The organism is Streptomyces sp. NPDC003042, from assembly GCF_053591315.1.
Genome location: NZ_JBSFTP010000088.1, coordinates 1 through 21,796, shown reverse-complemented (window position 1 = coordinate 21,796; position 21,796 = coordinate 1). Strand labels below are relative to the sequence as shown.

Here is a 21,796-nt window from a genome sequence, read left to right as displayed (position 1 = left end):
GCTCAGAAGGAGGTGCCGAAGCCGTTGGCGCCGGAGCCGCCGGTGCCGGTACCGGTGCCGGAGCCCGCGCCGCCCTTGCGGAGGGAGTCGAGGTCGGCCTTGATCGTGTTGACCGGGATGGCGAAGCCGAGGCCGACGCTGCCCGCGCTCGAACTGTCGGCGGCCGGGGAGTAGATCGCCGACGGCATTCCGACGATCTCGCCGTTCATGTCGACGAGGGCGCCGCCGGAGTTGCCCGGGTTGAGGGAGGCGTCCGTCTGGATGGCCTTGTACGAGGTCGTCTCCGAGCCGGTGTTCCCGTTGAACTGCCGGCCCCCGTACGAGAAGGGCCAGCCGTCGCCGCCGGCCCGCTGCCGGTTCCGCTGCTCGGACGTGGGCACCTTCACCTCGCGGTCCAGCGCCGAGACGATGCCGCTGGTGACGGTGCCGGTGAGGCGGTCGGGGGAGCCGATGGCGACGACCTGGTCGCCGACCTTGAGCCGGTCGGAGTTGCCGAGGGTGGCGGGCTTGAGGCCGCTCGCCCCCTGGAGCTTGACGAGGGCGAGGTCCTTGTCCGGATCCGTGCCGACGATCTCGGCGGCGTACGTCTTGCCGTCGCTCATCGTCACCTGGATCGCGGTGGCGCCGTTGACGACGTGGTTGTTGGTGACGATCTCGCCGTCCGCGGTGATCACGATGCCGGAGCCGGTGCCCTGACCGGACCCGGTGGTGGTGTCGATGCGCACGACGGACGGGCTGACCTGCTCGGCGACGCCGGAGACCGTGCCGCTGGTGGACCGCGAGACGTTGGTGCCGTTCACCCCGCCGGTCCCGGTGCCGTGCTCCCCGAAGAACTCCTGGACGGCCACGGCCGTCCCCCCGCCGACGAGCGCCGCCACGAGGGCGACAGCGGTGAGCAGGACACCGGGCCTCCGCCGCCTGGCGTGCGCCGCGTGCGGGGGGACGGGAGCGGCCGGTACGGTCTCGCCGCGGATGACGGGGGGCTGGTGCGCCTCCTGCCAGCCGGGCGCGTACGCGGGCGGCGGAGGCGGATACACCGGGCCCCCTGCGGTCTCCTGGGCCGGCCGGTCACGGCCCCGCTGCCAGTCCTCGCCGAAGGGCGAGCTCTGGGCCGGGTGGCTCTCCTGCGGGTACTCGCCTTCGCGGCGGAAGCTCTCGGTCATGGCTCCGACTCTGTCGCCGGTTCATGAGAGCTTCCTGAGCCCCGGCTGAGAAGCCCGACAGAACCGCGTATGCCTGATGTAAGCCCGCACCACCCAGCCTCGCCAGGGGTCCCCCGACCGGAGTCCGGGGGAGGGCGGAAGGGCGGGGCGGGGAGAGGCTCCGCGCAGCGGTACCGCCACGGCGGGCCGGGTCGTCCACCCCCGAGCCCCGTGAGGAACTAGCGGCAGCCGCAGGAGCGCCGGACCACCAGCGCGGACGGGAACTGCTTCAGGCGTTCGCGCCGCGAGCCGGTCACGCGCAGCGCGTCGTCCAGGACCAGATCCACGGCGGCACGCGCCATCGCCGGCCGGTCCGAGGCGATCGTCGTCAGCGGCGGGTCCGTCAGCGCCGCCTCCTTGACGTCGTCGAAGCCGGCGACGGCCAGCTCCCCGGGGACGTCGATCCGCAGCTCGCGCGCGGCCCGCAGCACACCGATGGCCTGGTCGTCCGTGGCGCAGAAGATGGCCGGGGGCCGGTCCGGGCCCGCGAGGACCTCCAGGGCGACCTTGTACGCGTCGTAGCGGTTGTAGGGAGCCTGAAAGAGCCGGCCCTCCACGGAGCGGCCGGATTCGAGCATGGCCCGCCGCCAGCCCTCGACGTGGTCGGCCACCGGGTCGCCGACCTCGGGGGTGTTCTCGACGCCGCCGAGGCAGGCGACGTACGGGTGTCCGTGTTCCAGCAGGTGGCGGGTGGCGAGCTGGGCGCCGCCGATGTCGTCGGTGACCACCGCGACGTCGTCGATGGCCTCGGGGCGCTCGTGCAGGAGGACGATCCGGGCGTCCCACGCCTCGATCTCCGAGGCCGCGCGCTCGCTCATGCCCTGGCTGACCAGGATCAGGCCGGAGACGCGCATGCCCAGGAAGGCCCGCAGGTAGTGGACCTCGCGCTCGTCCCGGTAGTCGGAGTTCCCGACCAGCACCATCTTTCCGCGCTCGGCGGCCGCCTGCTCGACCGCGTGCGCCATCTCCGCGAAGAACGGCTGCCGGGCGTCCGGGACGATCATGCCTATGAGGTCGGTGCGCCGTGACGCCATCGCCTGGGCGACCCGGTCGGGGCGGTAGCCCAGGTCCTTGATCGCGGCGAGGACACGCTCGCGCGTGGCCGGGGCAACCGGCCGGGGTCCGTTGTTGATGACGTAGCTCACGACGGCGGTAGACGTACCCGCAAGTCGTGCCACGTCATCCCGCGTCACCTTGGCCACGCGCGGCAGTCTACGCGGGGTGACCTACCTCTGGGCAGGGCGTACGGGCGAGTGGATGGTCACAGGCTTCTCCTCCATCCGGGGGAGTGCCGCGGCGGCCTTCGCGGCGGCTTGCGCGGCGGCCTCCGCCGCGGCCCGTTCGACCTTCTCCGGGGTGACGAAGCGGTAGCCGACGTTGCGGACCGTACCGATCAGCGACTCGTGCTCGGGGCCGAGTTTGGCGCGCAGCCGCCGTACGTGGACGTCCACCGTGCGGGTGCCGCCGAAGTAGTCGTAGCCCCACACTTCCTGGAGGAGCTGGGCGCGCGTGAAGACCCGGCCCGGGTGCTGGGCGAGGTACTTCAGCAGCTCGAACTCCTTGAAGGTGAGGTCCAGGACCCGGCCCTTCAGCTTCGCGCTGTACGTCGCCTCGTCGACCGACAGGTCGCCGTTGCGGATCTCCATCGGGGAGTCGTCCGCGCCGAGCTGCCGGCGGCCGGTGGCCAGGCGCAGCCGCGCCTCGACCTCGGCCGGCCCGGCGGTGTCGAGGAGGACGTCGTCGATGCCCCAGTCGGCGGTCACGGCCGCGAGGCCGCCCTCGGTGACGACGAGGATCAGCGGACAGCCGGGTCCGGTGGAGCGCAGGAGCTGGCACAGCGACCGCACCTGTGGCAGGTCGCGGCGGCCGTCGACGAGGATCACGTCCGCGCCGGGGGTGTCGACCAGAGCCGGCCCCTCGGCGGGGGCCACTCGGACGTTGTGCAGCAGAAGACCGAGTGCGGGCAGCACTTCGGTGGACGGCTGCAGGGCATTGGTCAGCAGCAGGAGAGAACTCATGCCGCACCACCTGCCCGGGTCGGGTGGTCGTGCACCTGCACGGTTCGCTGGTCCATCACGTCGGTTCCTCCTCGGTCCCGTCGAGGACGTGCGTGGTACTTCGTATGACTGCCTGGCCTCCGTCCGGCCCCGCGCCCTGGGTCCGGATGGATACCACTGTTCTCGCTCCGTTCAACGTGCTGAAAGCACAAAAGGACCCGGGGGCTACGTTGCCCGGATCCTCTACGCCGCCAGAATAGCCCACCGGTCTTTCGGGGCCGAGGCATCTCGGCATCCCGTTCTGTGGTTCCCGCCACGCCTTCCTCCTGCGTATGCCCCGGTTTCACCGGATCGGTGGACCCCCGTCGGGGAGGCCCGGCGCATACGGGGCGCGTTGAGGCACGCCGGGGCGGTGGGCGGGAGGGGCCATCATGGAGGCTGACGGTAGAGCGACGATAGGAGCTGCAGTGGCAACCGGAACCATCCGCTACTGGGCGGCGGCCAAGGCCGCGGCCAAGACGGCGGAGGAGCCGTACTCGGCGCGCACACTGGCCGAGGCGCTCGACGCCGTGCGGGAACGCCACCCGGGGGAGCTGACCCGGGTCCTGCTGCGCTGCTCCTTCCTCGTGAACGACGAGCCCGTGGGCAAGCGCGCGCACGATGCCGTCCTGCTGACCGAGGGGGGCACCGTAGAGGTGCTCCCGCCGTTCGCGGGCGGGTGAGCGCGAACCGATGAGTACTCCAGACGAACAGCAGCCCCAACAGCCCCAGCAGCCACAGCAGGACCCGTACGCGACCCAGACCTGGCAGTCCGACACCTGGGACACCACCTACCAGCCGGTGCAACCACCGCTGGGCGCGGTGCCCGGGCAGGCGGTGGCACCGGAGGGCTGGTTCCGCGACGAGCTCCCGCCGCAGCCGCCGCAGCCGCAGCCGCAGGAGTGGGCTCAGGCGGCGTCGTGGCAGGACGGTGCCGCGGCCGAGCAGACGGCGTACCTGCCGCCGTATCCCGGCCCGGAGCCGGTGCGGCAGCAGCAGTCCGTCGCGCCCGAGGGCTGGTTCCGCGACGAGGCCCCGCAGGCCCAGGCCCAGGCCCAGGCCCAGGTCCCGGCACCGTCCGCGGACTGGTCGCAGGGCACCTCCTGGCAGCAGGGCGCGGGCACCGCCGCGGAGCAGACGGCGTACCTGCCCCCGGTACGGGAGGCCGCCGCGGAGCAGACGGCGTACCTGCCGCCGGTACGGGAGGCCGCCGCCGAGCAGACGGCGTACCTGCCGCCGTACCCGGGGCCCGCGCGGGCGGAGCCCCAGCAACCCCAGCAGCCCCAGCAGGCGCAGTCCGTCGCGCCCGACGGGTGGTTCCGGGACGAGCCCGCGCAGCAGGCCGCACAGGCCGCGCAGCCCCCGCAGGCCGACGGCCCGTGGGCCGTCGAGTCCACCGCCTACCTCCCGCCCCAGCCGGCCCCCGCCCCGGAACCGGCGGCCGAGTACTCCCCGCCCACCCTGGCCGGCAACACCATCCGCGCCGTCGATCCCGCCCAGGCCCGCGCCGAGGGCCGGTCGCCGATCATCGACCCCGGTCCGCAGCCGGCCGTGCTGACCGCCGCCCTCGGGCTGCTGCTGGCCGCGGCCGCCGCGTTCGGGGACTTCGCCCTGCTGGTACCGCTGATCGCCCTCCAGGGCCTCACCGCGGCCGGCTGGTTCCGCCTCAACGGCATGTGGCCCGCCCGCCAGGGCATCGTCCTCGCCTTCGCCGGAGCCGTCGTCGCCGACGGCGCGGTGCTCGCGGTGGACCCGACGTACGGACCCGGCGCGATCATCGGCACCCTCGGCGCCTGGGTGCTGCTCACGCTGGTCCTCCAGCTGCGCAGCCACGCGGATCCCGACGAGCGGATGTACGGGCTGATGGCCTCGGTGGCCTCGGCCGCGCTGGCCATCGTCTGCGCCGGGTACCTCGCGGCGGACTCCCGTGCGGTGAGCGTCGGCGCGGCCGCCGTCGCGGTGGCCGTCTTCACGCGCGCCCTGCCCCTGCCGACGGCGGCCTCGGTCGGCGTCTCGCTGGCCGCCGCGGCCGGTGCGGGCATCGCGGTCGGCGGGCTGACCACCATCGGGGCGGGCGGGGCGCTGCTCGGCCTGGCCGCCGGTGTCTGCGCGCTGATCGGGCTGCGCGTGGCGGCGTACGACTACCCGTCGAAGTTCGTCCACATGACGGCCGGTGTCGCGCTGCCGCTGGCCGCGGCCGCCCCCGCCGTCTACCTGATCGGCCGGGTGGTGGGCTGACGTCCCACGGGCCACGGGCCACGGGCCGCGGGCCACGGGCTGACGGTGCCGTGACGGCCGGTCATGGTCCACTAGAACGACGTACCGACTAGTAGGGGGAGGGCACGTGCGTTTCCTGCGCGTCGTCTTGATCATCGGAGTGGTTCTGGGGGCCGTGTTCGTGGGCGTCGACCGCTGGGCGGTCGGCTATGCCGAGGGCCGGCTGGCCGAACGCATCCAGGCCCGCCAAGGGGCGGGGGGCGGCGCGGAGGTGGAGATACACGGGTTTCCCTTCCTGACCCAGGCGCTCAGTCACGAGCTGGGGCAGGTCGACCTCAAGCTGACGGGTGTCGAAGCCACCTCCGACGGCCGCAGGACGCGGCTCTCGCGGATCGACGCCAGCTTCCACGACGTGAAGCTGAACGGCGACTACACCGGCGGCACCGCCGAGCGGGCCACGGGCACCGCCCTGATCTCCTACGAGGACCTCAGCAAGGCCTCGCAGAGCGATGTGACCCTGTCCTACGGCGGGGCGCCCGGCAAGGTGAAGGTCACGGCGAAGCTGGAGTTCCTCGGCCGGTCCCTGACGCCCAGCGTGGTGTCGACCGTCACCCTCGTCGACGCCGAGGACGGCAAGGGCGGCAAGATCGTACGGATGCGTGCGGACGAGGTGCCGATGAACGGCATCCCGGGGGTCGAGACCGCGGTCCGCAAGAAGACGGACTTCGACCGCCGCCTCGACGGCGGCCTGCCGGCCGGGCTCCAGCTCTCCGCGCTGACCTCGGACGCGACCGGCGTACACCTCACGCTGAGCGGTACGGACGTGGTGCTGGCCGGATCGTGAGACGTGTGGTCCGATCCGCAGAAGGACGGGCACCGAAATCAGCCCCGGAAGGCCGCGCGGCGGCCGTCCGGGGCTTTCGCATCCCACAATCCGGACGATCCCGTCTCGACATATGACACGCCGGTGACAGGGCGGTCGATTCGTCCCTACGATCCATGCCTATGAAGCAGCAGCAGGCGGATCTCACGAAGCGACGGGCAGTAGACCTGTGTCGCGTCGCCGCCATGCTCTGTCGCTCCATGTAGCGGTGTGAGCCTTCCGCTCCACCGGCCGGACCGACGGCCCTTTCCCCGCGTGACCGCACCTGCCTCCCGCCCCTGACGCCTGCCCGCTCAGGCCTGAGAGCGACATCCGGAACGGCGCGCACAGCACCACCCGCCCCGCCCCGCAGCAGCACCCGCACCACCCCGCCGCACACTGCCCCGGAGGAGAACACCATGAGCCGCAGCGACGTCCTCGTAGACGCCGACTGGGTCGAGGCCCACCTGAACGACGCGAACGTCGTCATCGTCGAGGTGGACGAGGACACGTCCGCCTACGACAAGAACCACATCACCAACGCCGTCCGGATCGACTGGAAGAGCGACCTCCAGGACCCGGTCCGCCGTGACTTCGTGGACCAGGAGGGCTTCGAGAAGCTCCTCTCCGCCAAGGGCATCTCCAACGACGACACCGTCGTCCTCTACGGCGGCAACAACAACTGGTTCGCGTCCTACGCCTACTGGTACTTCAAGCTCTACGGCCACCAGGACGTCCGCCTGCTCGACGGCGGCCGCAAGAAGTGGGAGCTCGACTCCCGCGACCTGGTCGACGGCAAGGACGTCCCGAACCGCCCGGCCACCCAGTACAAGGCCAAGGCCCAGGACGCCTCGATCCGTGCCTTCCGCGACGACGTCGTCGCCGCGATCGGCGCCAAGAACCTCGTCGACGTCCGCTCGCCCGACGAGTTCTCCGGCAAGCTGCTCGCCCCGGCGCACCTCCCGCAGGAGCAGTCGCAGCGCCCCGGCCACGTGCCGAGCGCCCGCAACATCCCGTGGTCGAAGAACGCCAACGACGACGGCACCTTCAAGTCCGACGAAGAGCTGACCGCCCTCTACGAGGCCGAGCAGGTCGACCTGGCGAAGGACACCATCGCCTACTGCCGCATCGGTGAGCGCTCCGCGCTCACGTGGTTCGTGCTGCACGAGCTCCTGGGCCAGGAGAACGTCAAGAACTACGACGGCTCCTGGACCGAGTACGGCTCGCTGGTCGGCGTGCCGATCGAGCTCGGCCCCAACAAGTAACCCTGCCGGGCACGGGCACGCAGGGCCCTCGGTAGCAGTCAGTACGACTCTCTCTAGGACAGGACAGAGAACATGTGTGGAGCACAGATCGGCGGGCCCGACCTCGCGACGCTGAAGCCCGGTGAGACCGCCATCCAGGGCCAGATCACCAAGGCCGGCGAGCCGGTGTCCGGCTACGTCCGCCTGCTGGACTCGACCGGCGAGTTCACCGCCGAGGTCCCGACCTCGGCCACCGGCCAGTTCCGCTTCTACGCGGCCACGGGCTCCTGGACGCTGCGCGCGCTCGTCCCGGGTGCCACGGCGGACCGCAGCGTCGTGGTCGCCGAGGCCGGCGGCGTGACGGACGTGGCGATCGCGGTCTGAGTGCCGCACGCCTGATCGAATGACCGGCCGAAGGGCCGCACCCCAGGGGGTTGGACGCCACTGGACGGGGTGCGGCCCTTCGTGCCGTCCGGCTCCAGCTCTAGGCTGGAGACATGTACGCGCGGCGCCGGCGCCTGTATCTCCTCCTCATGGGCGGATGCCTCTTCCTCTTCGTCTCCGCCTGGTCCTTCGTGCGCCTGTGGTCGGTGGAGGCCGCGGTCGCCCTGTGCGTGGTCGCCATGGTCATCCCGCCGGTCGCGGCGATGATCGCGAACCGGCGGGGCCCGGACGACCGCTGGTGGGACGACCCCTCGGGTGATCCGACCTCGGACGAGTGGTGGGACGAACTGGACGGAAAACCCCGCCGCGAGGACTGAAGCCCGCCCATGCGTCCGCCTATATAAGAATGTAATAAGGGCGCGTACAACTGCTTCCCACCACAGGGTGTCTTGGGTGTGCGCGGGTAAACGAACCGGCGCCTCCAGTCCTGTGGGGGACCTCCTTGGAACAAGAACAGACGCCGGACGCGGCCGTCGCGGCCGTCGCGGCCCCGCGCCGCCGCCGGGGCCGTACGACCCTCCTGATCGCCGCCGCCCTCGTCCTCGGCGTCCTGTCCGGCACGGCCACGGGCTACGCGATCCAGTACGACCGCGAGCCGACGCCGCTGCCCCCGCTGGCGCAGCCGTCGCTGGACACGCCGAAGGCGCTGGCCCCGGACGACGCGACGACGCACAAGTCGATCAACGCGAACCGCTGGCACAAGACGGACGACGACCTCGGGAAACTGCTGATCGAAGCGCCCGGTGGGATGAAGATCGTGGAACCGGCCGGATACGACAGCCTCGACTCCTTCGCGACGGAGTTCGAAGAGCCGGACGAAGTTCTCCGCGATTTCGCGAAGGACGGCTTCAGGCGGATCGCCAGGTCGGTGTGGCAGAACGACCGGGTCACCGTCGCGGTCCAGTTGCTGCAGTTCAACGACTTCTCCGGCGCCGACGACTACCAGAGTTCGCAGGCCGGCTACATGCCCGAGAAGAAGTACGCGGGCAACGACGGGGTGGCCATCCCGGGTGTCCCCGACGACCTCGGTCACGTCTGGGTGTACTCGGAACTCCACGAGGAGCCGGGCTATCGCCCGGGCCGCGAAGCCCGGGCGATAGCCCGCCGTGGTGACGTCGTGCTCCAGCTCTTCTACTTCGACAACCGCGGCAAGGTCGACGAAAGTGCTGTCGTCGACCTGGCCAAGCGACAAATGGAGCGACTGTGACCGAGCCGCAGACCGATACGGCCCCGGTCCCCGCGGCCGCGCCCGCGCAGCCCGCGCGCACGGGCAGCCGTAAGAAGGCCGTCGCGCTGACGGCCGCCGGCCTGGCCGTCGTCGTCCTCGCGGGCGGCGGTGTCTGGGCGTCCTCCGCCCTCGCCGACGCCGACCGGAGCGCGCCCACGGCCTACTGGACCGCCGCGGGCGCGGAGCTGCCGAAGCCCGAGGAGGCCGCGCCGGTGCCCGCGAACGCCCTCACGGGCAAGCTGCTCCCGCTGCCGGACGGCTACGCGCCGGGCCCCGACCTCGCGGAGGACGGCAACAACTTCTTCGTTTCCGGGGAGAAGGCGGTCGAGAGCATGAAGGAGGCCCGCAGGGGCCTGTCCAGCTCGGACCGCAAAAAGCGCGACGACGTGCTGGCCGAGCTGAAGCTCAAGGGCATGGCCGGGCGCAGCTACGTCGCCGGTGGCGGTCGGATGATCGCCGAGGTCAGCATCACGCAGGCCGATCCCAAGGCCCTGGAGATGTTCTCCAAGGTCTCCAGGAAGCTCCTCGAATTCATCGGTGACGACCGCGAGGCACCGAAGGTGGACGGGTTCCCGGACGCCAAGTGCTCGCTGACGGAGATCGGTGAGGAGAAGGACGCGAAGATCGACTCGATCACCTGCGTGGCGGTCGAGGGTGACGTGATGGTCGAGTTCCGCGCGTACGGTCCCAAGCCCGGTTTCTCGGCGTCCGACGCCGCCGGGTTCCTCAAGAACCAGCTGAGCCACCTGAAGTCCCCCGGGGAGTCCGCGTGACCGAGCAGAACACCTCCGGATCCGCGCCGGCTCCCGAGGACACCGTCCCGGCGGACGCGGCTCCGCAGGCCCTCGTGCCGGCCGAGCCCGTACCGGCCGAGCCCGTGGCCGCCGCGGCCCCAGCCCCCAAGGACCGCCGCAAGCTGTTCGCCTTCCTGCGCTGGACCGCCGCCGTCCTCGTCTTCGGCGCCGCCGGCACGGGGGCCGCGTACGGGCTCGTGCAGCCGGAGCGCACGGACATACCCGGGCTGTCGACCCAGGACGACGGCCGCTGGGTCTACCCGGCCCTGGCCAAGCCCGCCCTGCCCCCCGGCGCCGCGCTGCCCTTCGCCAAGGACAACCCGGACGGCATCCACTACGCCGGTCTGACCCAGCTGCTCCTGCCACCCCCGCAGGGCTCCGCCCCGGACGCCGGGCTCAAGCTGGAGAAGGACTCGGTGGTCACCGTGGACACCTTCCTGGAGGAGTACGAGTCCACCGCGCGCGAGAAGATGAAGCAGGGCTTCACCGACAACGGGCTGCGCCAGATCGTGGCCCGCGGCTGGACCACCCCCGACGGCACCCGCACCCGGATCTACCTGCTGCGCTTCCACGCGTCCGGGTTCACGGACACCTTCGAGGGCTGCGGCGCCGACATGAACCTCAGCGGCGTCAACCGGATCGAGGCGGACGCCACCTGGGGCAAGGCCAAGACCGCCCAGAGCATCCCGGACGTCACCGGGGTCACGCTCCACGAGGAATCCGCGCCGGTCGGCGACGAGCAGATCAAGGCCGGGTGCGTCGAGTCCGGTGACGTCCAGGCCGTGATCCTCCAGACCCGCAAGGGCCAGGTCGCCACCGTCCCCTTCCACCAGACGGTGATCCTCCAGCACCAGCTGCTGGGCTGACCCGCGCGGGCGGGGCCAGTACGGCGTACCTCACACGGTGTGCCGGTTCCCGGGCCAGTAGGCTTGGGGACCGGCGTACCCCGCATCCGAATCGTCCGAGGAGCACCCCGTGCTTGAGGCAGTCTTCACCTCCCTGCTGGTCCTGGTCTGCGTCGGCGTGATGGCCTTCACCGGCCTGGCCGTCAAGAAGCTGTACCAGGGTCAGCGCTGAGCGTCCGCCCGGCCGACCGCCCCGGAACCCCTCCCACAGATCGCCTGAGCATCCCATCATGATCCAGATCCCGTCCGACCTGAACCCGGGCCTCGTCCCCCTCGCCTTCCTCCTCGGCACCTGGGAAGGCGCCGGCGTCTTCGACTACCCCGGTGAAGAGAAGTGCAACTTCGGCCAGGAAGTCGTCTTCAGCCACGACGGCCGGGACTTCCTGGAATACCGCTCGCACACCTGGGTCCTCGACACCGAGGGCAACAAGGTGCGCCCGCTGGAGTCCGAGACCGGCTACTGGCGCATCGACGAGGCCCGCAAGGTCGAGATCGTCATGGTCCGTGACCAGGGCGTCGTCGAGATCTGGTACGGCGACCTCGCCGATCAGAAGCCCCAGATCGACGTGGTCACCGACGCCGTGGCCCGTACCGCGGCCTCCCGCCCGCACAGCGGTGGCAAGCGCCTGTACGGCTACGTCAAGGGCGACCTGATGTGGGTCGGCGAGAAGACCACCCCGGACATCGAGCTGCGCCCGTACATGTCGGCCCAGCTGAAGAAGGTCGTCACCCCGGAGGAGATCGCCGACATGGCGCGCAACCTCCCGGAGCTCCCGGACGACGGCATCGCCTTCTTCCGCTGACGCGTACGCGTCGGCGTCGGCGTACGAGTCGGCGTACGCCGGGCCCATCGGGCACCTCGCGCAAGGAAGGGGGCCGCGGGCACGTCCGCGGCCCCCTCCCCGCGCATACACTGGCCGCGTGGTGAGCACCGACTGGAAGAGCGACCTGCGGCAGCGCGGATACCGGCTGACACCGCAGCGACAGCTTGTGCTGGAAGCGGTCGACGCCCTGGAGCACGCCAGCCCGGACGAGATCCTCGTCGAGGTGCGCAGGACCGCCTCCGGGGTCAACATCTCCACCGTCTACCGCACGCTGGAGCTCCTGGAGGAGCTCGGGCTGGTCTCGCACGCCCACCTCGGGCACGGGGCGCCCACTTACCACCTCGCCGACCGGCACCACCACATCCACCTCGTCTGCCGGGACTGCACCGAGGTGATCGAGGCGGATGTGGACATCGCGGCCGAGTTCACGGCGAAGCTTCGGACCACCTTCGGCTTCGAGACGGACATGAAGCACTTCGCGATCTTCGGGCAGTGCGCCGGGTGCGCCGACAAGGCCCGTGCCGACAAGGCCGGCGCCGACAAGGCCCGCGCCGCGAAGGACGAGGTCGCCGAGGCGTAAGCACGCGTGGGAGCCGCCCGGGTGGGTTCCGGGCGGGGCCGTACGCTGGTGGCATGACCAGCAGCCCTTTGCTCCATCTCCCCGGCGCCGTACCGGCCGAAGGCCGTGACGAGGGCGTCGCCGCCCACTACGGAGAGCTCTACGGTGAACAGCGCGCCCTCGCCGACGGCCGAGGCTTCGTCGACCTCTCGCACCGCGGGGTCGTCACCGTCACCGGCCCGGACCGGCTGACCTGGCTGCACCTGCTGCTCACCCAGCACGTCGCCGAACTCCCGGCCGGGCAGGCCACCGAGGCGCTGATCCTCTCCGCCAACGGGCACATCGAGCACGCCCTCTACCTCGTCGACGACGGGGAGACGGTGTGGGCGCACGTCGAGCCCGGCACCCAGGAGGCGCTGATCGCCTACCTGGAGTCGATGAAGTTCTTCTACCGCGTCGAAGTCGCCGACCGCACCGCCGAGTTCGCCGTCGTCCACTTCCCGGCCGGTTCGATCGCCGAGGTCGCCAAGGAGCTCGCCGTACGCGAGACCCCGTACGGCCGGGACGTCTTCCTGCCGCGCGACGGGCTGGAGGCCTTCGCCGCGGCGTACGGCCCGGCCGCCGGGCTGCTGGCCTACGAGGCCCTGCGGGTCGAGGCGCACCGACCGCGCCTCGGCCTGGAGACCGACCACCGCACCATCCCGCACGAGCTGGGCTGGATCGGCACCGCCGTGCACCTGCAGAAGGGCTGCTACCGCGGTCAGGAGACCGTGGCCCGCGTCCACAACCTGGGGAAGCCGCCGCGCCGGCTGGTCTTCCTGCACCTGGACGGCTCCGAGGTGCTGCTTCCGGCGCACGGCACGCCGGTACGGCTCGCCGCCGACGGGGAGGACGGCCGCCAGCTGGGCTTCGTCACCACCGCCGTACGCCACCACGAGCTCGGGCCGATCGCGCTCGCGCTGGTCAAGCGGAACGTGCCCGTGGACGCGCCGCTCCTGGCGGGGAACACGGCCGCCGCGCAGGAGGTCGTCGTAGCGCCCTAGCGGGCCGCCCTAGCGGGGCCGCCGGCCTAGATGTCGATGACGATGGTGAACGGGCCGTGGTTGGTCAGCGAGACCCGCATGTCCGCGCCGAACCGGCCCGTCTCCACCGTCGCGCCCAGCGCGCGCAGCTGCGCCACGACCTCGTCGACCAGCGGCTCGGCCACCGGGCCGGGCGCCGCCGCGTTCCAGGTGGGGCGGCGGCCCTTGCGGGCGTCGCCGTACAGCGTGAACTGTGAAATGACGAGCAGCGGGGCGCCGATGTCGCTGCACGACTTCTCGGCCTCCAGGATCCGTACGGACCACAGCTTGCGCGCCAGCAGCGCCGCCTTCTCCGGAGTGTCGTCGTGGGTCACCCCCACCAGGACGCACAATCCCTCGCCGACGATCTCGCCGACCGTCTCGCCGGCCACGACCACGCTCGCGCCGTCCACCCTCTGCACCACTGCTCGCATACCACCTGTGTACCAGGCGTGCACCCGTCCGGGGCCGAACGGGTGCTCCGGGACTGCGTCGGCACCACGGAGAGTGGCACGATGCACGCAGGCGGTGCCGCCTGCACCGGTCGAGGGGACGGACACGATCGTATGAACATTCCTGGTACTTCCGTACCTGCACCCGCGTCACCCGCGTCATCCATGTCATCCGCCGTCGGCGCGGTTCCCGGCGCCGCGCGGCCTCCCGCGCAGCGCACCGGCGACACCCCGGGGCCGACCACCCCGGCCGTCGCCCCCGCCACCGCGCTCGGCCTGCCGGAGCTGCGCGCGCTGCGCCGCGACGCGCAGCGCGACGAGGCCGATCTGAGCTACGTACGCAGACTCCTGCAAGGCCGCATCGACATCCTGCGCGCCGAGCTGGCCCGCCGTACGGATCCCGAGGCGCCGGTGGTGGACCGGCTCTCGCAGATCCTCGCCGACGCCCCCTCCAGCCGCAGTGCCTCCGCCCGGCACGTCACGCTCGGCACCCCGCACAGCGAGGAATTCCGGCTGCTGGCGGCGGAGATGCTCTCCGACGTGGAGCTGTCGGACCTGGAGGCCCGCACGGACGCCGAACTCCACGACGCGATGGCCCGGTTGGTGGGCTACGAACAGCAGGTCTCGCGGCGCCGCCGGCAACTCCAGCGGATGGCGGACGACTCCAGCGCGGAGATCACCCGGCGCTACCGGGAGGGCGAGGCGCAGGTGGACGACCTGCTGGCCTGACGCCGGGGCCGGGACGGGGCAGCGGCGCACCGGAGGAAAAACCGGGCGACGCGGGCCGGTCCGGCGGTTAGCGTGACCGCCTATGAGTGCTGACGTCCGGCCGATCGCCGCATCCGAACTCCCCGACTGGCTCCGGACCGTGAACACCGGATTCCTGACCGCGGCCGCCGTCACGGAGTCCGATGTCGCGCAGCGGACGAAGTACAACGACCTCGCCCGTATCCAGGGCGGTTTCGACACCGGCACCGGCCGCTGCGTCGCGGCGTTCCGCTCCTTCGCGCAGGAGCTGACCGTGCCCGGTGGTGCTGCCGTGCCATGCAGTGCAGTGTCAAATGTGGCAGTGCTCCCCACGCACCGCCGCCAGGGGCTGCTGACCCGCATGATGGCCGCCGAACTCGCCGCCGCCCAGGACCGCGGTGACGTCCTGGCCACGCTGGTCGCCGCCGAGTACCCGATCTACGGACGCTACGGGTTCGGGCCCGCCGCCTCCATCGCGGAATGGGAGATCGACGTCCCGCGCACCGGCCTCGACCGGCGCTGGTCGGCCCCCGCCGACGGCGGCCGGATCGACCTGGTCGACGCGGCCGAGGTCCGCCGCGTCGGACCGGCCCTGCACGAGCGGCTGCGGGCGACCATGCCCGGGACGGTCGACCGGGACGCACGCTGGTGGAGCATGACGACCGGCCTGGAGGAGGTCTCCCACCGCCCGTACCAGGAGAAGTTCCACGCCGTGTACCGGACGGCGGCCGGCGAGGTGGCGGGCCTGGTCGCGTACCAGGCGGACGATCACTGGGCGGACGCGAAGATCCCGCAGAACACCGTGCGGGTCAAGGATCTGATCGCGCTGACCCCGGACGCCGAGCGGGCGCTGTGGCACTTCCTGTGCTCCATCGACTGGGTCGTCAAGGTCCGCACCGGTTACCGGGCCCCCGACGACCTCCTCCCGCAGCTGCTGCCCGACCCGCGCGCGGCCCGCCTGGTCACCGCCGCCGACTTCCTGTGGGTGCGCGTGCTGGACGTCGTACGGGCGCTGGGCGCGCGGACGTACGCCGTTCCCGGAGTGCTCGTCCTGGAGGTCACCGACCCGGCGGGCCCGGCGGCCGGCCGCTACCGGCTGGACGCGGGCACCGGCGCCTGCTCCCGTACGGAGGAGGCCGCCGACCTGAGCCTCGACGTGTCCGCGCTGGGCTCCCTGTACCTCGGCGACGCGTCGGCGGTCCGGCTGGCCGCGCTCGGGCTGGTGACCGAGGAGCGACCGGGGGCGGCCGCCCTCGCGGACGCGGTCTTCCGTACCGCGCGCAGGCCGTGGTGCCCGGACGTCTTCTGATGGGAAACGCTCGGGCGGGCGCGGTGGCCCGGCAGGCGATCACCTTCCACCGGCCGGCATCGTTCGGACGCCGGGCACTGGTCAACGGATGTCACCGTCCTGGAAAGCTGGAGGAATGAGAGACGTGGCATTCGAGGCGGACGTGGCATCGATCGTGAACCGGCTCCGTGCCGCGGGCTGTGTCTTCGCGGAAGAGGAGGCGGAGCTGCTGATCGCCGCCGCCACCGACGACGGAGAGCTGACCGGCATGGCCGCCCGCCGGGCGGCGGGTGAACCGCTCGAACACGTGGTGGGCTGGGCGGAGTTCTGCGGGCTGCGCATCGAGGTCGGCGCGGGCGCCTTCGTACCGCGCCGGCGCACCGAGTTCCTGGTCGAGGAGGCGGTGGCGCTGGCCCGGCCGGGCGCGGTGGTGCTGGACCTGTGCTGCGGAGTCGGCGCGCTGGGCGCGGCGGTCGCCGCCCAGGTCCCGGGCGGGGTCGAGCTGCACGTCGCCGACATCGACCCGGCGGCGCTGGCGTACGCCCGGCGCAACGTGGCCCCGTACGGCGGAGCCGTGTGGGAGGGCGACCTGTACGCGGCGCTCCCGGCGGAGCTGCGGGGCCGGGTGGACGTCCTGGTGGTCAACGCCCCGTACGTCCCGACCGAGGAGATCGGGCTCATGCCGGCCGAAGCCCGGGACCACGAGCCGCTGGTCTCGCTGGACGGGGGCGCGGACGGCCTGGACGTCCACCGCCGGGTCGCGCAGGGGGCGTCGGCGTGGCTGGCCCCGGGCGGGCACCTGCTGATCGAGACGAGCGCCCGGCAGTCGCCGGTGACGGCGTCCGCCCTGACGGGGGGCGGGCTCGCCGTGCGGGCGGTCACGTCGGAGGAGCTGTACGCGACCGTGGTGATCGGCAGGGCGATGATCCCGTAGTACTACTACCTGGTCATCACTGCCGCTCGAATAAGGAACTGACGACACATGGACGAGAGTTCTGCGCTGGCAGAGCGTTTCGAGGAGCACCGGACGCGCCTGAGGGCGGTGTCCTACCGGATGCTCGGCTCCCTCAGCGAGACCGAGGACGCCATCCAGGAGACCTGGCTGCGCCTGAACCGCACCGACGCGAGCGAGATCGAGAACCTCGGCGGCTGGCTGACGACGGTCACCGCCCGGGTCTGCCTGAATCTGCTGCGTTCGCGCGAGCAGCGCCGCGAGGAGACCATCGAGCCGGGGGAGGGCCTGCACACGCGCATACCCGACCCGGTGATCAGCCCCGAGCGGGGGATCGACCCCGAACAGGAGGTCCTGCTCGCCGACTCGGTCGGGCTGGCGCTGATGGTGGTCATGGAGTCGCTGTCGCCGGCCGAGCGGCTGGCGTTCGTCCTGCACGACATGTTCGCCGTGCCGTTCGACGAGATCGCCCCCCTGATCGAGAAGACCCCCGCCGCCACCCGGCAGCTCGCGAGCCGCGCCCGCCGCCGCGTACAGGGGCAGGCCCCGGCTCCCGACCCGGACCTGGCGCGTCAGCGGGAGGCCGTCGACGCCTTCTTCGCCGCCGCGCGCGACGGGGAGTTCGAGGCGCTCGTCGCCGTGCTCGACCCGGATGTGCTGCTGCGTTCCGACGGTGGCGTCGGCGGTCGTCACACGGTCGTCTTCTCCGGCGCCCGGACGGTGGCCGGTCAGGCGATCACCTTCGGCGGCCTGTCCCCGTTCGTCCGCCCGGTGCTCGTCAACGGCGCGGCCGGTGTCGTCGTGGTCCCGCGGGCGCGGGCGGTGTCGGTCATGGCCTTCACCGTGGTCGACGGGAAGATCGTCGCGATCGACGTCCTGTCCGACCCCGCCCGCCTCAAGGAGCTGGACCTGACGGCGCTCGAGGGCTGAGGTCTCGTTCAGGGAGCCGATGAGCCCGATGAGCCCGATGCGCGGCGGCGGTAGGCGCCGGGCGCCGTTCCGTACGCGCGCTCGAACGCGTGGGCGAAGGCGAACTCGAAGGCGTAGCCCACCCGTCCGGCCGCCTGGGTTCCGGGGCGGTCGGCCAGGCTGAGGCCGCTGCCGTGGGGCAGGAACGGCACGTCGCCGACGCCCAGCGGGACAGGCTCGGCGTCGGGTGGAAGCAGCACGCGGGGCGGAGGGGTCGGCGGCTTCGCGACCCAGCTCGCCACGTACGCGGGAGCCGAGGTCGTCGCGACGGTCGGCGCGCGCAGCGCGGCGGCCGTCCGCCGGCAGGGGCGGCGACCCGGGTGATCGGCTACACCGCCACGCCCGTGCACACCGCGCCGGCCGCCGGCCAGGTCGACGCCTTGCTCAACTGGTCCCCCTGAGCCCACCGGCCGCTGCGGCCCTGGCCCCGCCGGTCCGGCCGGGCTCGCCACCCCGATCGCGCCGTCGGCCGACGCGGGGGTGACCGCGACGCACATGGTCGCCCGCAACGACGCGACGCACCTGGCGGCCCTCGTAGCCTCGTCGACGCCGGAGCCCTCCACATCGACATCAGCGCCACCCTGAGCGGGCGGTGGGAGCTTTTGCAAGCGGGCGCTTGCAAAAGTTAGCACCGTGCGGCAGGATCGGGACATGGCATCGCTCAACGTCGGGAATCTCGGCGAATACCTCCGTGAGCAGCGGCGGCAGGCTCAGCTTTCGCTGCGGCAGCTGGCCGAAGCGGCGGGGGTGTCGAATCCGTACCTGAGCCAGATCGAGCGCGGGCTGCGCAAGCCGAGCGCGGACATCCTCCAGCAGCTGGCCAAGGCGCTGCGGATCTCCGCGGAGACGCTGTACGTGCAGGCCGGGATCCTCGACGAGCGGGACCGGGACGAGGTGGAGACGCGAGCCGTCATCCTCTCCGACCCGACGATCAACGAGCGGCAGAAGCAGGTACTGCTCCAGATCTACGACTCGTTCCGCAAGGAGAACGCGATGGAGGACCAGGCGATGGAAGCCCGGACCGCCGCCGACGCGGGACCCGACGACGTGGCGATGTCCCCTACGAACTGACTGTGATCCGGGAGGACCAGCACATGGCCATCGCCGATGACCTGAAGAAGACCCTCACCGACCCCACCCCGCTCTACTTCGCCGCCGGCACCGCCGACCTCGCCGTGCAGCAGGCCAAGAAGGTGCCCGGCCTCATCGAGCAGCTGCGTGCCGAAGCCCCCGCGCGCATCGAGGCCGTGAAGAACACCGACCCGAAGGTCGTGCAGGAGAAGGCCAAGGTGGCGCAGGAGGCGGTCACCGCCAAGGTCGCCGAGGTGTTCGGGGCGATCGACGCGAAGAAGCTGGGCGAGACCGCCCAGGATCTGGCGCTGCGCGGAGTGGGTGTCGCGGCCGAGTACGCCGTACGGGCCAAGGAGACCTACGACAAGGTCGCCGAGCACGGCGAGCAGGCCGTTCGGGCCTGGCGCGGCGAGGTGTCCGAGGAGATCGTGGACATCGCCGTGGCCGTGGAGCCGGAGCCGGAGCCCGCGGCTGCCGCCGAGGAGAAGCCCGCCGCGAAGAAGACCACCACGCGCAAGAGCACGGCCAAGAAGGCCGCCGCGACGCCGGGTGACGAGAGCTGATTGACGCGAGCGCGAGCCGGGCACCTGAGTGGTGTCCGGTTCGTTGTCGTCTGCGGAGGCGGCTGTGCCGGTAGCGTGGAGTCACGTGCTGGATCCGAGAGGGCGGGCGAGACGATGCTGATGCAAGGGTTCAACAACGGGGTGCTCCCGTTGCTCGGCTACGCCATGCTGCTGCTCGCCGTCGCAGCCTTCGTCCTCGCGCTGCTGGCGCGGGAGGACGCGTACCGGGCGGCCGACAAGCAGACCAAGACGTTCTGGCTGGTCATCCTGGGCGTGACGGTCGTGGTCGACCTCTTCCTCGGGATGCTGTTCCTGCAGATCGCCGGTCTGGTGGCCACCATCGTGTTCTTCGTCGACGTACGCCCCGCCCTCAAGCAGGTCTCGGGCGGCGGTGGCGGCCGGCGCAGCGGCGGAAGCAGCAGCGACGGGCCGTACGGGCCCTACAACGGCGGGCGCTAGCTCACGCCGTGCCCGCCGCCCGCGCTCACCCCGCGGAGCGGGAGAGCATGACGACGGCGACGTCGTCGGTCAGCTCGCCGCCGTTGAGGCGGCGGGCCTCGGTGACGGAGGCCTCCAGCAGGCCCTCACCGCTCAGGCCCGCATCCAGATGGCGGTTGATCATCTCGACCATGCCGTCCTGGCCGAGACGCTCCTTGCCCGCGCCGATGCGGCCTTCGATGAGGCCGTCGGTGTAGAGCATCAGGCTCCACGTTCCGCCCAGTTCGACCTGGCGGCGAGGCCAGCGGGCCCGGGGCAGCAGTCCGAGCGCAGGGCCGCTGTTCTCGTACGGGAGGAGCCGCGCCGGGCGGCCCGGCCGCGAGATCAGCGGGGCCGGATGCCCGGCCAGGCACAGGCCCGCGCGCCGGCCGTCCGGGGAGATGTCCACCGTGCACAGCGTCGCGAAGATCTCGTCGCAGGGCCGCTCCACTTCGAGCACCTGCTGGAGGGTGGCGAGCAGGTCGTCGCCGCACAGCCCGGCCAGGGTCAGCGCGCGCCAGGCGATGCGGAGCTCGACACCGAGGGCGGCCTCGTCGGGGCCGTGGCCGCAGACGTCGCCGATCATGGCGTGGACGGTGCCGTCGGGGGTGCGGACGGTGTCGTAGAAGTCCCCGCCGAGGAGGGCCCGGCTGCGGCCGGGGCGGTAGCGGGCGGCGAAGCGGAGGTCCGACCCCTCCAGGAGGGGGGTGGGGAGCAGGCCGCGTTCGAGGCGGGCGTTCTCCTGGGCGCGCAGTTTCGATTCTGCAAGCTTGTACTGGGCGATGTCGGCCCGTTTTCTCTCCACGGCGTAGCGGATGGCGCGGCTGAGGAGCCGGCCGTCGAGCTCGTCGCGGAAGAGGAAGTCCTGGGCGCCCACGCGGACGGCCTCGGCGGCGCGCTCGGCGTCGGCCTCTGCGGTGAGGACGAGGACGGCGTGGTGGGGCGCGATGCGCAGGACCTGGCGCAGGGTCGCGAGGTCGTCGTCGCCGTCGGTGTCCGCCCCGGGGACGGAGAGCGACAGGTCGAGCAGGATGCAGTGCACGTCGGGCGTGAGCAGCCGGGTGGCCTCGGTGAGGTTGCGGGCGCTGCGGAGCCGGATGCGGTGGCCGTCCGCGTCGAGGATCTCCGGGACGGTGAGGCCGCCCGCGGGGTCGTCTTCGATCACCAGCAGGGTCAGCGACGCCTGGGGTGCGGGGGTGACGGGGGGAACCGCCGGACCGCTCTCCGTGGCCGAGGTCTCCCTCTGCCGCGGTACGGGTACGGGCATCGTCTCCGGTTCCTTCCCTCCCCCCGAGGGTGCGCTCATGCGCTCGACCCTAGCGGGCGTTTGCCGGCGAACGGAATGGCGGTCCGGTGGAGGTCCGGGGAAGGGCCTGCGTCATATGCCGTTATCGGGGGGGAAAATCGGGCTGATGGGATGACCAACGTCACGGCGGTACGGTGCGACCGCGTCCCGCGTACCGACCCTGAGCCGGGTGCGGGCCCGGGCGCCGTTGCGCCGGCGGCCCCGGGCTGCGCCCGGCCTTCCCGGGGCTCCGCCCCGGACCCGGGCCTCAAGCTCCCCCAGCTACCGCTGGGAGGCGCCCCGGGCGGGGCTGGACGAACGGCGCGGCGCCGTTGCGAGGCCTGGGCTGCGCCCGGACTTCCGGGGCTCCGCGCCTCAAGCTCCCCCAGCTACCGCCGGGAGGCGCCCCGGGCGGGGCTGGAGTGGCGGGGGTGCTGGAACGGCAGACGTGGAACGGTGGCGCGGCAAGGTCCCGCGTCGGCGGACACCGCGGTCGGTCGGCCGGGACTGGTAGGGGGCCCGCACGGACCGCCCCCAGACGCCCTCAGCCGGGGCCAGGGCGCCGCAAGGTGGCGTCGTCGGGTCGGGGTCTTGCCGGGTCGCGACCCGGCAAGAC

The 21,796-nt window shown here is 72.2% G+C and carries 26 protein-coding genes; 20 read left to right on the top strand and 6 right to left on the bottom strand.

Annotated elements, in window-relative coordinates:
* Nucleotides 1-2 precede the first annotated feature (2 nt).
* From ACWDYJ_RS30895 to ACWDYJ_RS30885, 3 genes are all read right to left on the bottom strand, one after another.
* Complete coding sequence (locus tag ACWDYJ_RS30895; RefSeq protein WP_451568898.1) at nt 3-1,163, bottom strand: S1C family serine protease; 1,161 nt, start codon at nt 1,161-1,163, stop codon at nt 3-5.
* A gap of 218 nt (nt 1,164-1,381) precedes the next feature.
* On the bottom strand, nt 1,382-2,404 hold the full coding sequence (locus ACWDYJ_RS30890; RefSeq protein WP_451568897.1) for a LacI family DNA-binding transcriptional regulator: 1,023 nt from the start codon (nt 2,402-2,404) through the stop codon (nt 1,382-1,384).
* Nucleotides 2,405-2,428: 24 nt separating this feature from the next.
* Entirely contained in the window at nt 2,429-3,220 is a 792-nt protein-coding gene (locus ACWDYJ_RS30885; protein WP_451568896.1) for a response regulator transcription factor, read from the bottom strand.
* A gap of 446 nt (nt 3,221-3,666) precedes the next feature.
* On the opposite strand from ACWDYJ_RS30885, the gene ACWDYJ_RS30880 reads away from it, so the two are divergent.
* The 13 genes from ACWDYJ_RS30880 to ygfZ all read left to right on the top strand — a co-directional run bounded on the left by ACWDYJ_RS30880 (nt 3,667) and on the right by ygfZ (nt 13,358).
* Nucleotides 3,667-3,921 carry a MoaD/ThiS family protein gene (locus tag ACWDYJ_RS30880; RefSeq protein ID WP_451568895.1) on the top strand — a complete coding sequence of 85 codons (255 nt, stop codon included), beginning with the start codon at nt 3,667-3,669 and terminating at the stop codon, nt 3,919-3,921.
* A 10-nt stretch (nt 3,922-3,931) separates the two neighbouring features.
* A complete protein-coding gene (locus tag ACWDYJ_RS30875; protein ID WP_451568894.1) occupies nt 3,932-5,476 on the top strand; it encodes a hypothetical protein in 1,545 nt (514 codons plus the stop codon).
* A gap of 106 nt (nt 5,477-5,582) precedes the next feature.
* A complete protein-coding gene (locus tag ACWDYJ_RS30870; RefSeq protein ID WP_451568893.1) occupies nt 5,583-6,299 on the top strand; it encodes an LmeA family phospholipid-binding protein in 717 nt (238 codons plus the stop codon).
* A gap of 155 nt (nt 6,300-6,454) precedes the next feature.
* On the top strand, nt 6,455-6,544 hold the full coding sequence (locus tag ACWDYJ_RS30865; protein ID WP_451568892.1) for an Ms5788A family Cys-rich leader peptide: 90 nt from the start codon (nt 6,455-6,457) through the stop codon (nt 6,542-6,544).
* 192 nt (nt 6,545-6,736) lie between these two features.
* Nucleotides 6,737-7,582, top strand: a complete 846-nt coding sequence (locus ACWDYJ_RS30860) for a sulfurtransferase (protein ID WP_451568891.1) — start codon at nt 6,737-6,739, stop codon at nt 7,580-7,582.
* 72 nt (nt 7,583-7,654) lie between these two features.
* Nucleotides 7,655-7,945: a DUF1416 domain-containing protein gene (locus ACWDYJ_RS30855; RefSeq protein ID WP_451568890.1), complete on the top strand. Its 291-nt coding sequence runs from the start codon at nt 7,655-7,657 to the stop codon at nt 7,943-7,945.
* A gap of 113 nt (nt 7,946-8,058) precedes the next feature.
* Entirely contained in the window at nt 8,059-8,322 is a 264-nt protein-coding gene (locus tag ACWDYJ_RS30850) for a DUF3099 domain-containing protein (RefSeq protein WP_451568889.1), read from the top strand.
* A gap of 125 nt (nt 8,323-8,447) precedes the next feature.
* Entirely contained in the window at nt 8,448-9,212 is a 765-nt protein-coding gene (locus ACWDYJ_RS30845; protein ID WP_451568888.1) for a hypothetical protein, read from the top strand.
* On the top strand, nt 9,209-10,006 hold the full coding sequence (locus ACWDYJ_RS30840; RefSeq protein WP_451568887.1) for a hypothetical protein: 798 nt from the start codon (nt 9,209-9,211) through the stop codon (nt 10,004-10,006). Before ACWDYJ_RS30845 ends, ACWDYJ_RS30840 begins: the two co-directional genes overlap by 4 nt.
* On the top strand, nt 10,003-10,893 hold the full coding sequence (locus tag ACWDYJ_RS30835; protein ID WP_451568886.1) for a hypothetical protein: 891 nt from the start codon (nt 10,003-10,005) through the stop codon (nt 10,891-10,893). Before ACWDYJ_RS30840 ends, ACWDYJ_RS30835 begins: the two co-directional genes overlap by 4 nt.
* 269 nt (nt 10,894-11,162) lie before the next feature.
* The gene (locus ACWDYJ_RS30830) at nt 11,163-11,735 is read left to right on the top strand and encodes an FABP family protein (protein ID WP_451568885.1); all 573 of its coding nucleotides are present in this window, start codon (nt 11,163-11,165) and stop codon (nt 11,733-11,735) included.
* Nucleotides 11,736-11,853: 118 nt separating this feature from the next.
* Nucleotides 11,854-12,336: a Fur family transcriptional regulator gene (locus tag ACWDYJ_RS30825; protein ID WP_451568884.1), complete on the top strand. Its 483-nt coding sequence runs from the start codon at nt 11,854-11,856 to the stop codon at nt 12,334-12,336.
* A 53-nt stretch (nt 12,337-12,389) separates the two neighbouring features.
* Nucleotides 12,390-13,358 carry a CAF17-like 4Fe-4S cluster assembly/insertion protein YgfZ gene (gene ygfZ, locus ACWDYJ_RS30820; protein ID WP_451568883.1) on the top strand — a complete coding sequence of 323 codons (969 nt, stop codon included), beginning with the start codon at nt 12,390-12,392 and terminating at the stop codon, nt 13,356-13,358.
* A gap of 26 nt (nt 13,359-13,384) precedes the next feature.
* Here the strand turns inward: ygfZ and dtd are convergent, their stop codons facing one another.
* The gene (dtd, locus tag ACWDYJ_RS30815; RefSeq protein WP_030232309.1) at nt 13,385-13,810 is read right to left on the bottom strand and encodes a D-aminoacyl-tRNA deacylase; all 426 of its coding nucleotides are present in this window, start codon (nt 13,808-13,810) and stop codon (nt 13,385-13,387) included.
* Between the two features lie 183 nt (nt 13,811-13,993).
* Between dtd and ACWDYJ_RS30810 the strand changes: the two genes are divergently transcribed.
* The 4 genes from ACWDYJ_RS30810 to ACWDYJ_RS30795 all read left to right on the top strand — a co-directional run bounded on the left by ACWDYJ_RS30810 (nt 13,994) and on the right by ACWDYJ_RS30795 (nt 17,745).
* Entirely contained in the window at nt 13,994-14,557 is a 564-nt protein-coding gene (locus ACWDYJ_RS30810) for an RsiG family protein (protein ID WP_451568882.1), read from the top strand.
* An 82-nt stretch (nt 14,558-14,639) separates the two neighbouring features.
* A complete protein-coding gene (locus ACWDYJ_RS30805) occupies nt 14,640-15,884 on the top strand; it encodes a GNAT family N-acetyltransferase (RefSeq protein WP_451568881.1) in 1,245 nt (414 codons plus the stop codon).
* 115 nt (nt 15,885-15,999) lie between these two features.
* The gene (locus ACWDYJ_RS30800) at nt 16,000-16,797 is read left to right on the top strand and encodes a putative protein N(5)-glutamine methyltransferase (RefSeq protein ID WP_451568880.1); all 798 of its coding nucleotides are present in this window, start codon (nt 16,000-16,002) and stop codon (nt 16,795-16,797) included.
* A gap of 48 nt (nt 16,798-16,845) precedes the next feature.
* The gene (locus ACWDYJ_RS30795; RefSeq protein ID WP_451568879.1) at nt 16,846-17,745 is read left to right on the top strand and encodes a sigma-70 family RNA polymerase sigma factor; all 900 of its coding nucleotides are present in this window, start codon (nt 16,846-16,848) and stop codon (nt 17,743-17,745) included.
* 8 nt (nt 17,746-17,753) lie between these two features.
* Here the strand turns inward: ACWDYJ_RS30795 and ACWDYJ_RS30790 are convergent, their stop codons facing one another.
* Nucleotides 17,754-18,293: a hypothetical protein gene (locus ACWDYJ_RS30790; protein ID WP_451568878.1), complete on the bottom strand. Its 540-nt coding sequence runs from the start codon at nt 18,291-18,293 to the stop codon at nt 17,754-17,756.
* Nucleotides 18,294-18,435: 142 nt separating this feature from the next.
* Here ACWDYJ_RS30790 and ACWDYJ_RS30785 point away from each other — a divergent pair, with 142 nt between their 5' ends.
* The 3 genes from ACWDYJ_RS30785 to ACWDYJ_RS30775 all read left to right on the top strand — a co-directional run bounded on the left by ACWDYJ_RS30785 (nt 18,436) and on the right by ACWDYJ_RS30775 (nt 19,877).
* Nucleotides 18,436-18,855, top strand: a complete 420-nt coding sequence (locus tag ACWDYJ_RS30785; protein WP_451568877.1) for a helix-turn-helix domain-containing protein — start codon at nt 18,436-18,438, stop codon at nt 18,853-18,855.
* 23 nt (nt 18,856-18,878) lie between these two features.
* Complete coding sequence (locus tag ACWDYJ_RS30780) at nt 18,879-19,418, top strand: hypothetical protein (protein WP_451568876.1); 540 nt, start codon at nt 18,879-18,881, stop codon at nt 19,416-19,418.
* A 114-nt stretch (nt 19,419-19,532) separates the two neighbouring features.
* Complete coding sequence (locus tag ACWDYJ_RS30775) at nt 19,533-19,877, top strand: DUF2516 family protein (protein WP_451568875.1); 345 nt, start codon at nt 19,533-19,535, stop codon at nt 19,875-19,877.
* 25 nt (nt 19,878-19,902) lie between these two features.
* Here the strand turns inward: ACWDYJ_RS30775 and ACWDYJ_RS30770 are convergent, their stop codons facing one another.
* Nucleotides 19,903-21,201, bottom strand: a complete 1,299-nt coding sequence (locus ACWDYJ_RS30770) for a PP2C family protein-serine/threonine phosphatase (protein WP_451568874.1) — start codon at nt 21,199-21,201, stop codon at nt 19,903-19,905.
* Between the last annotated feature and the right edge of the window lie 595 nt (nt 21,202-21,796).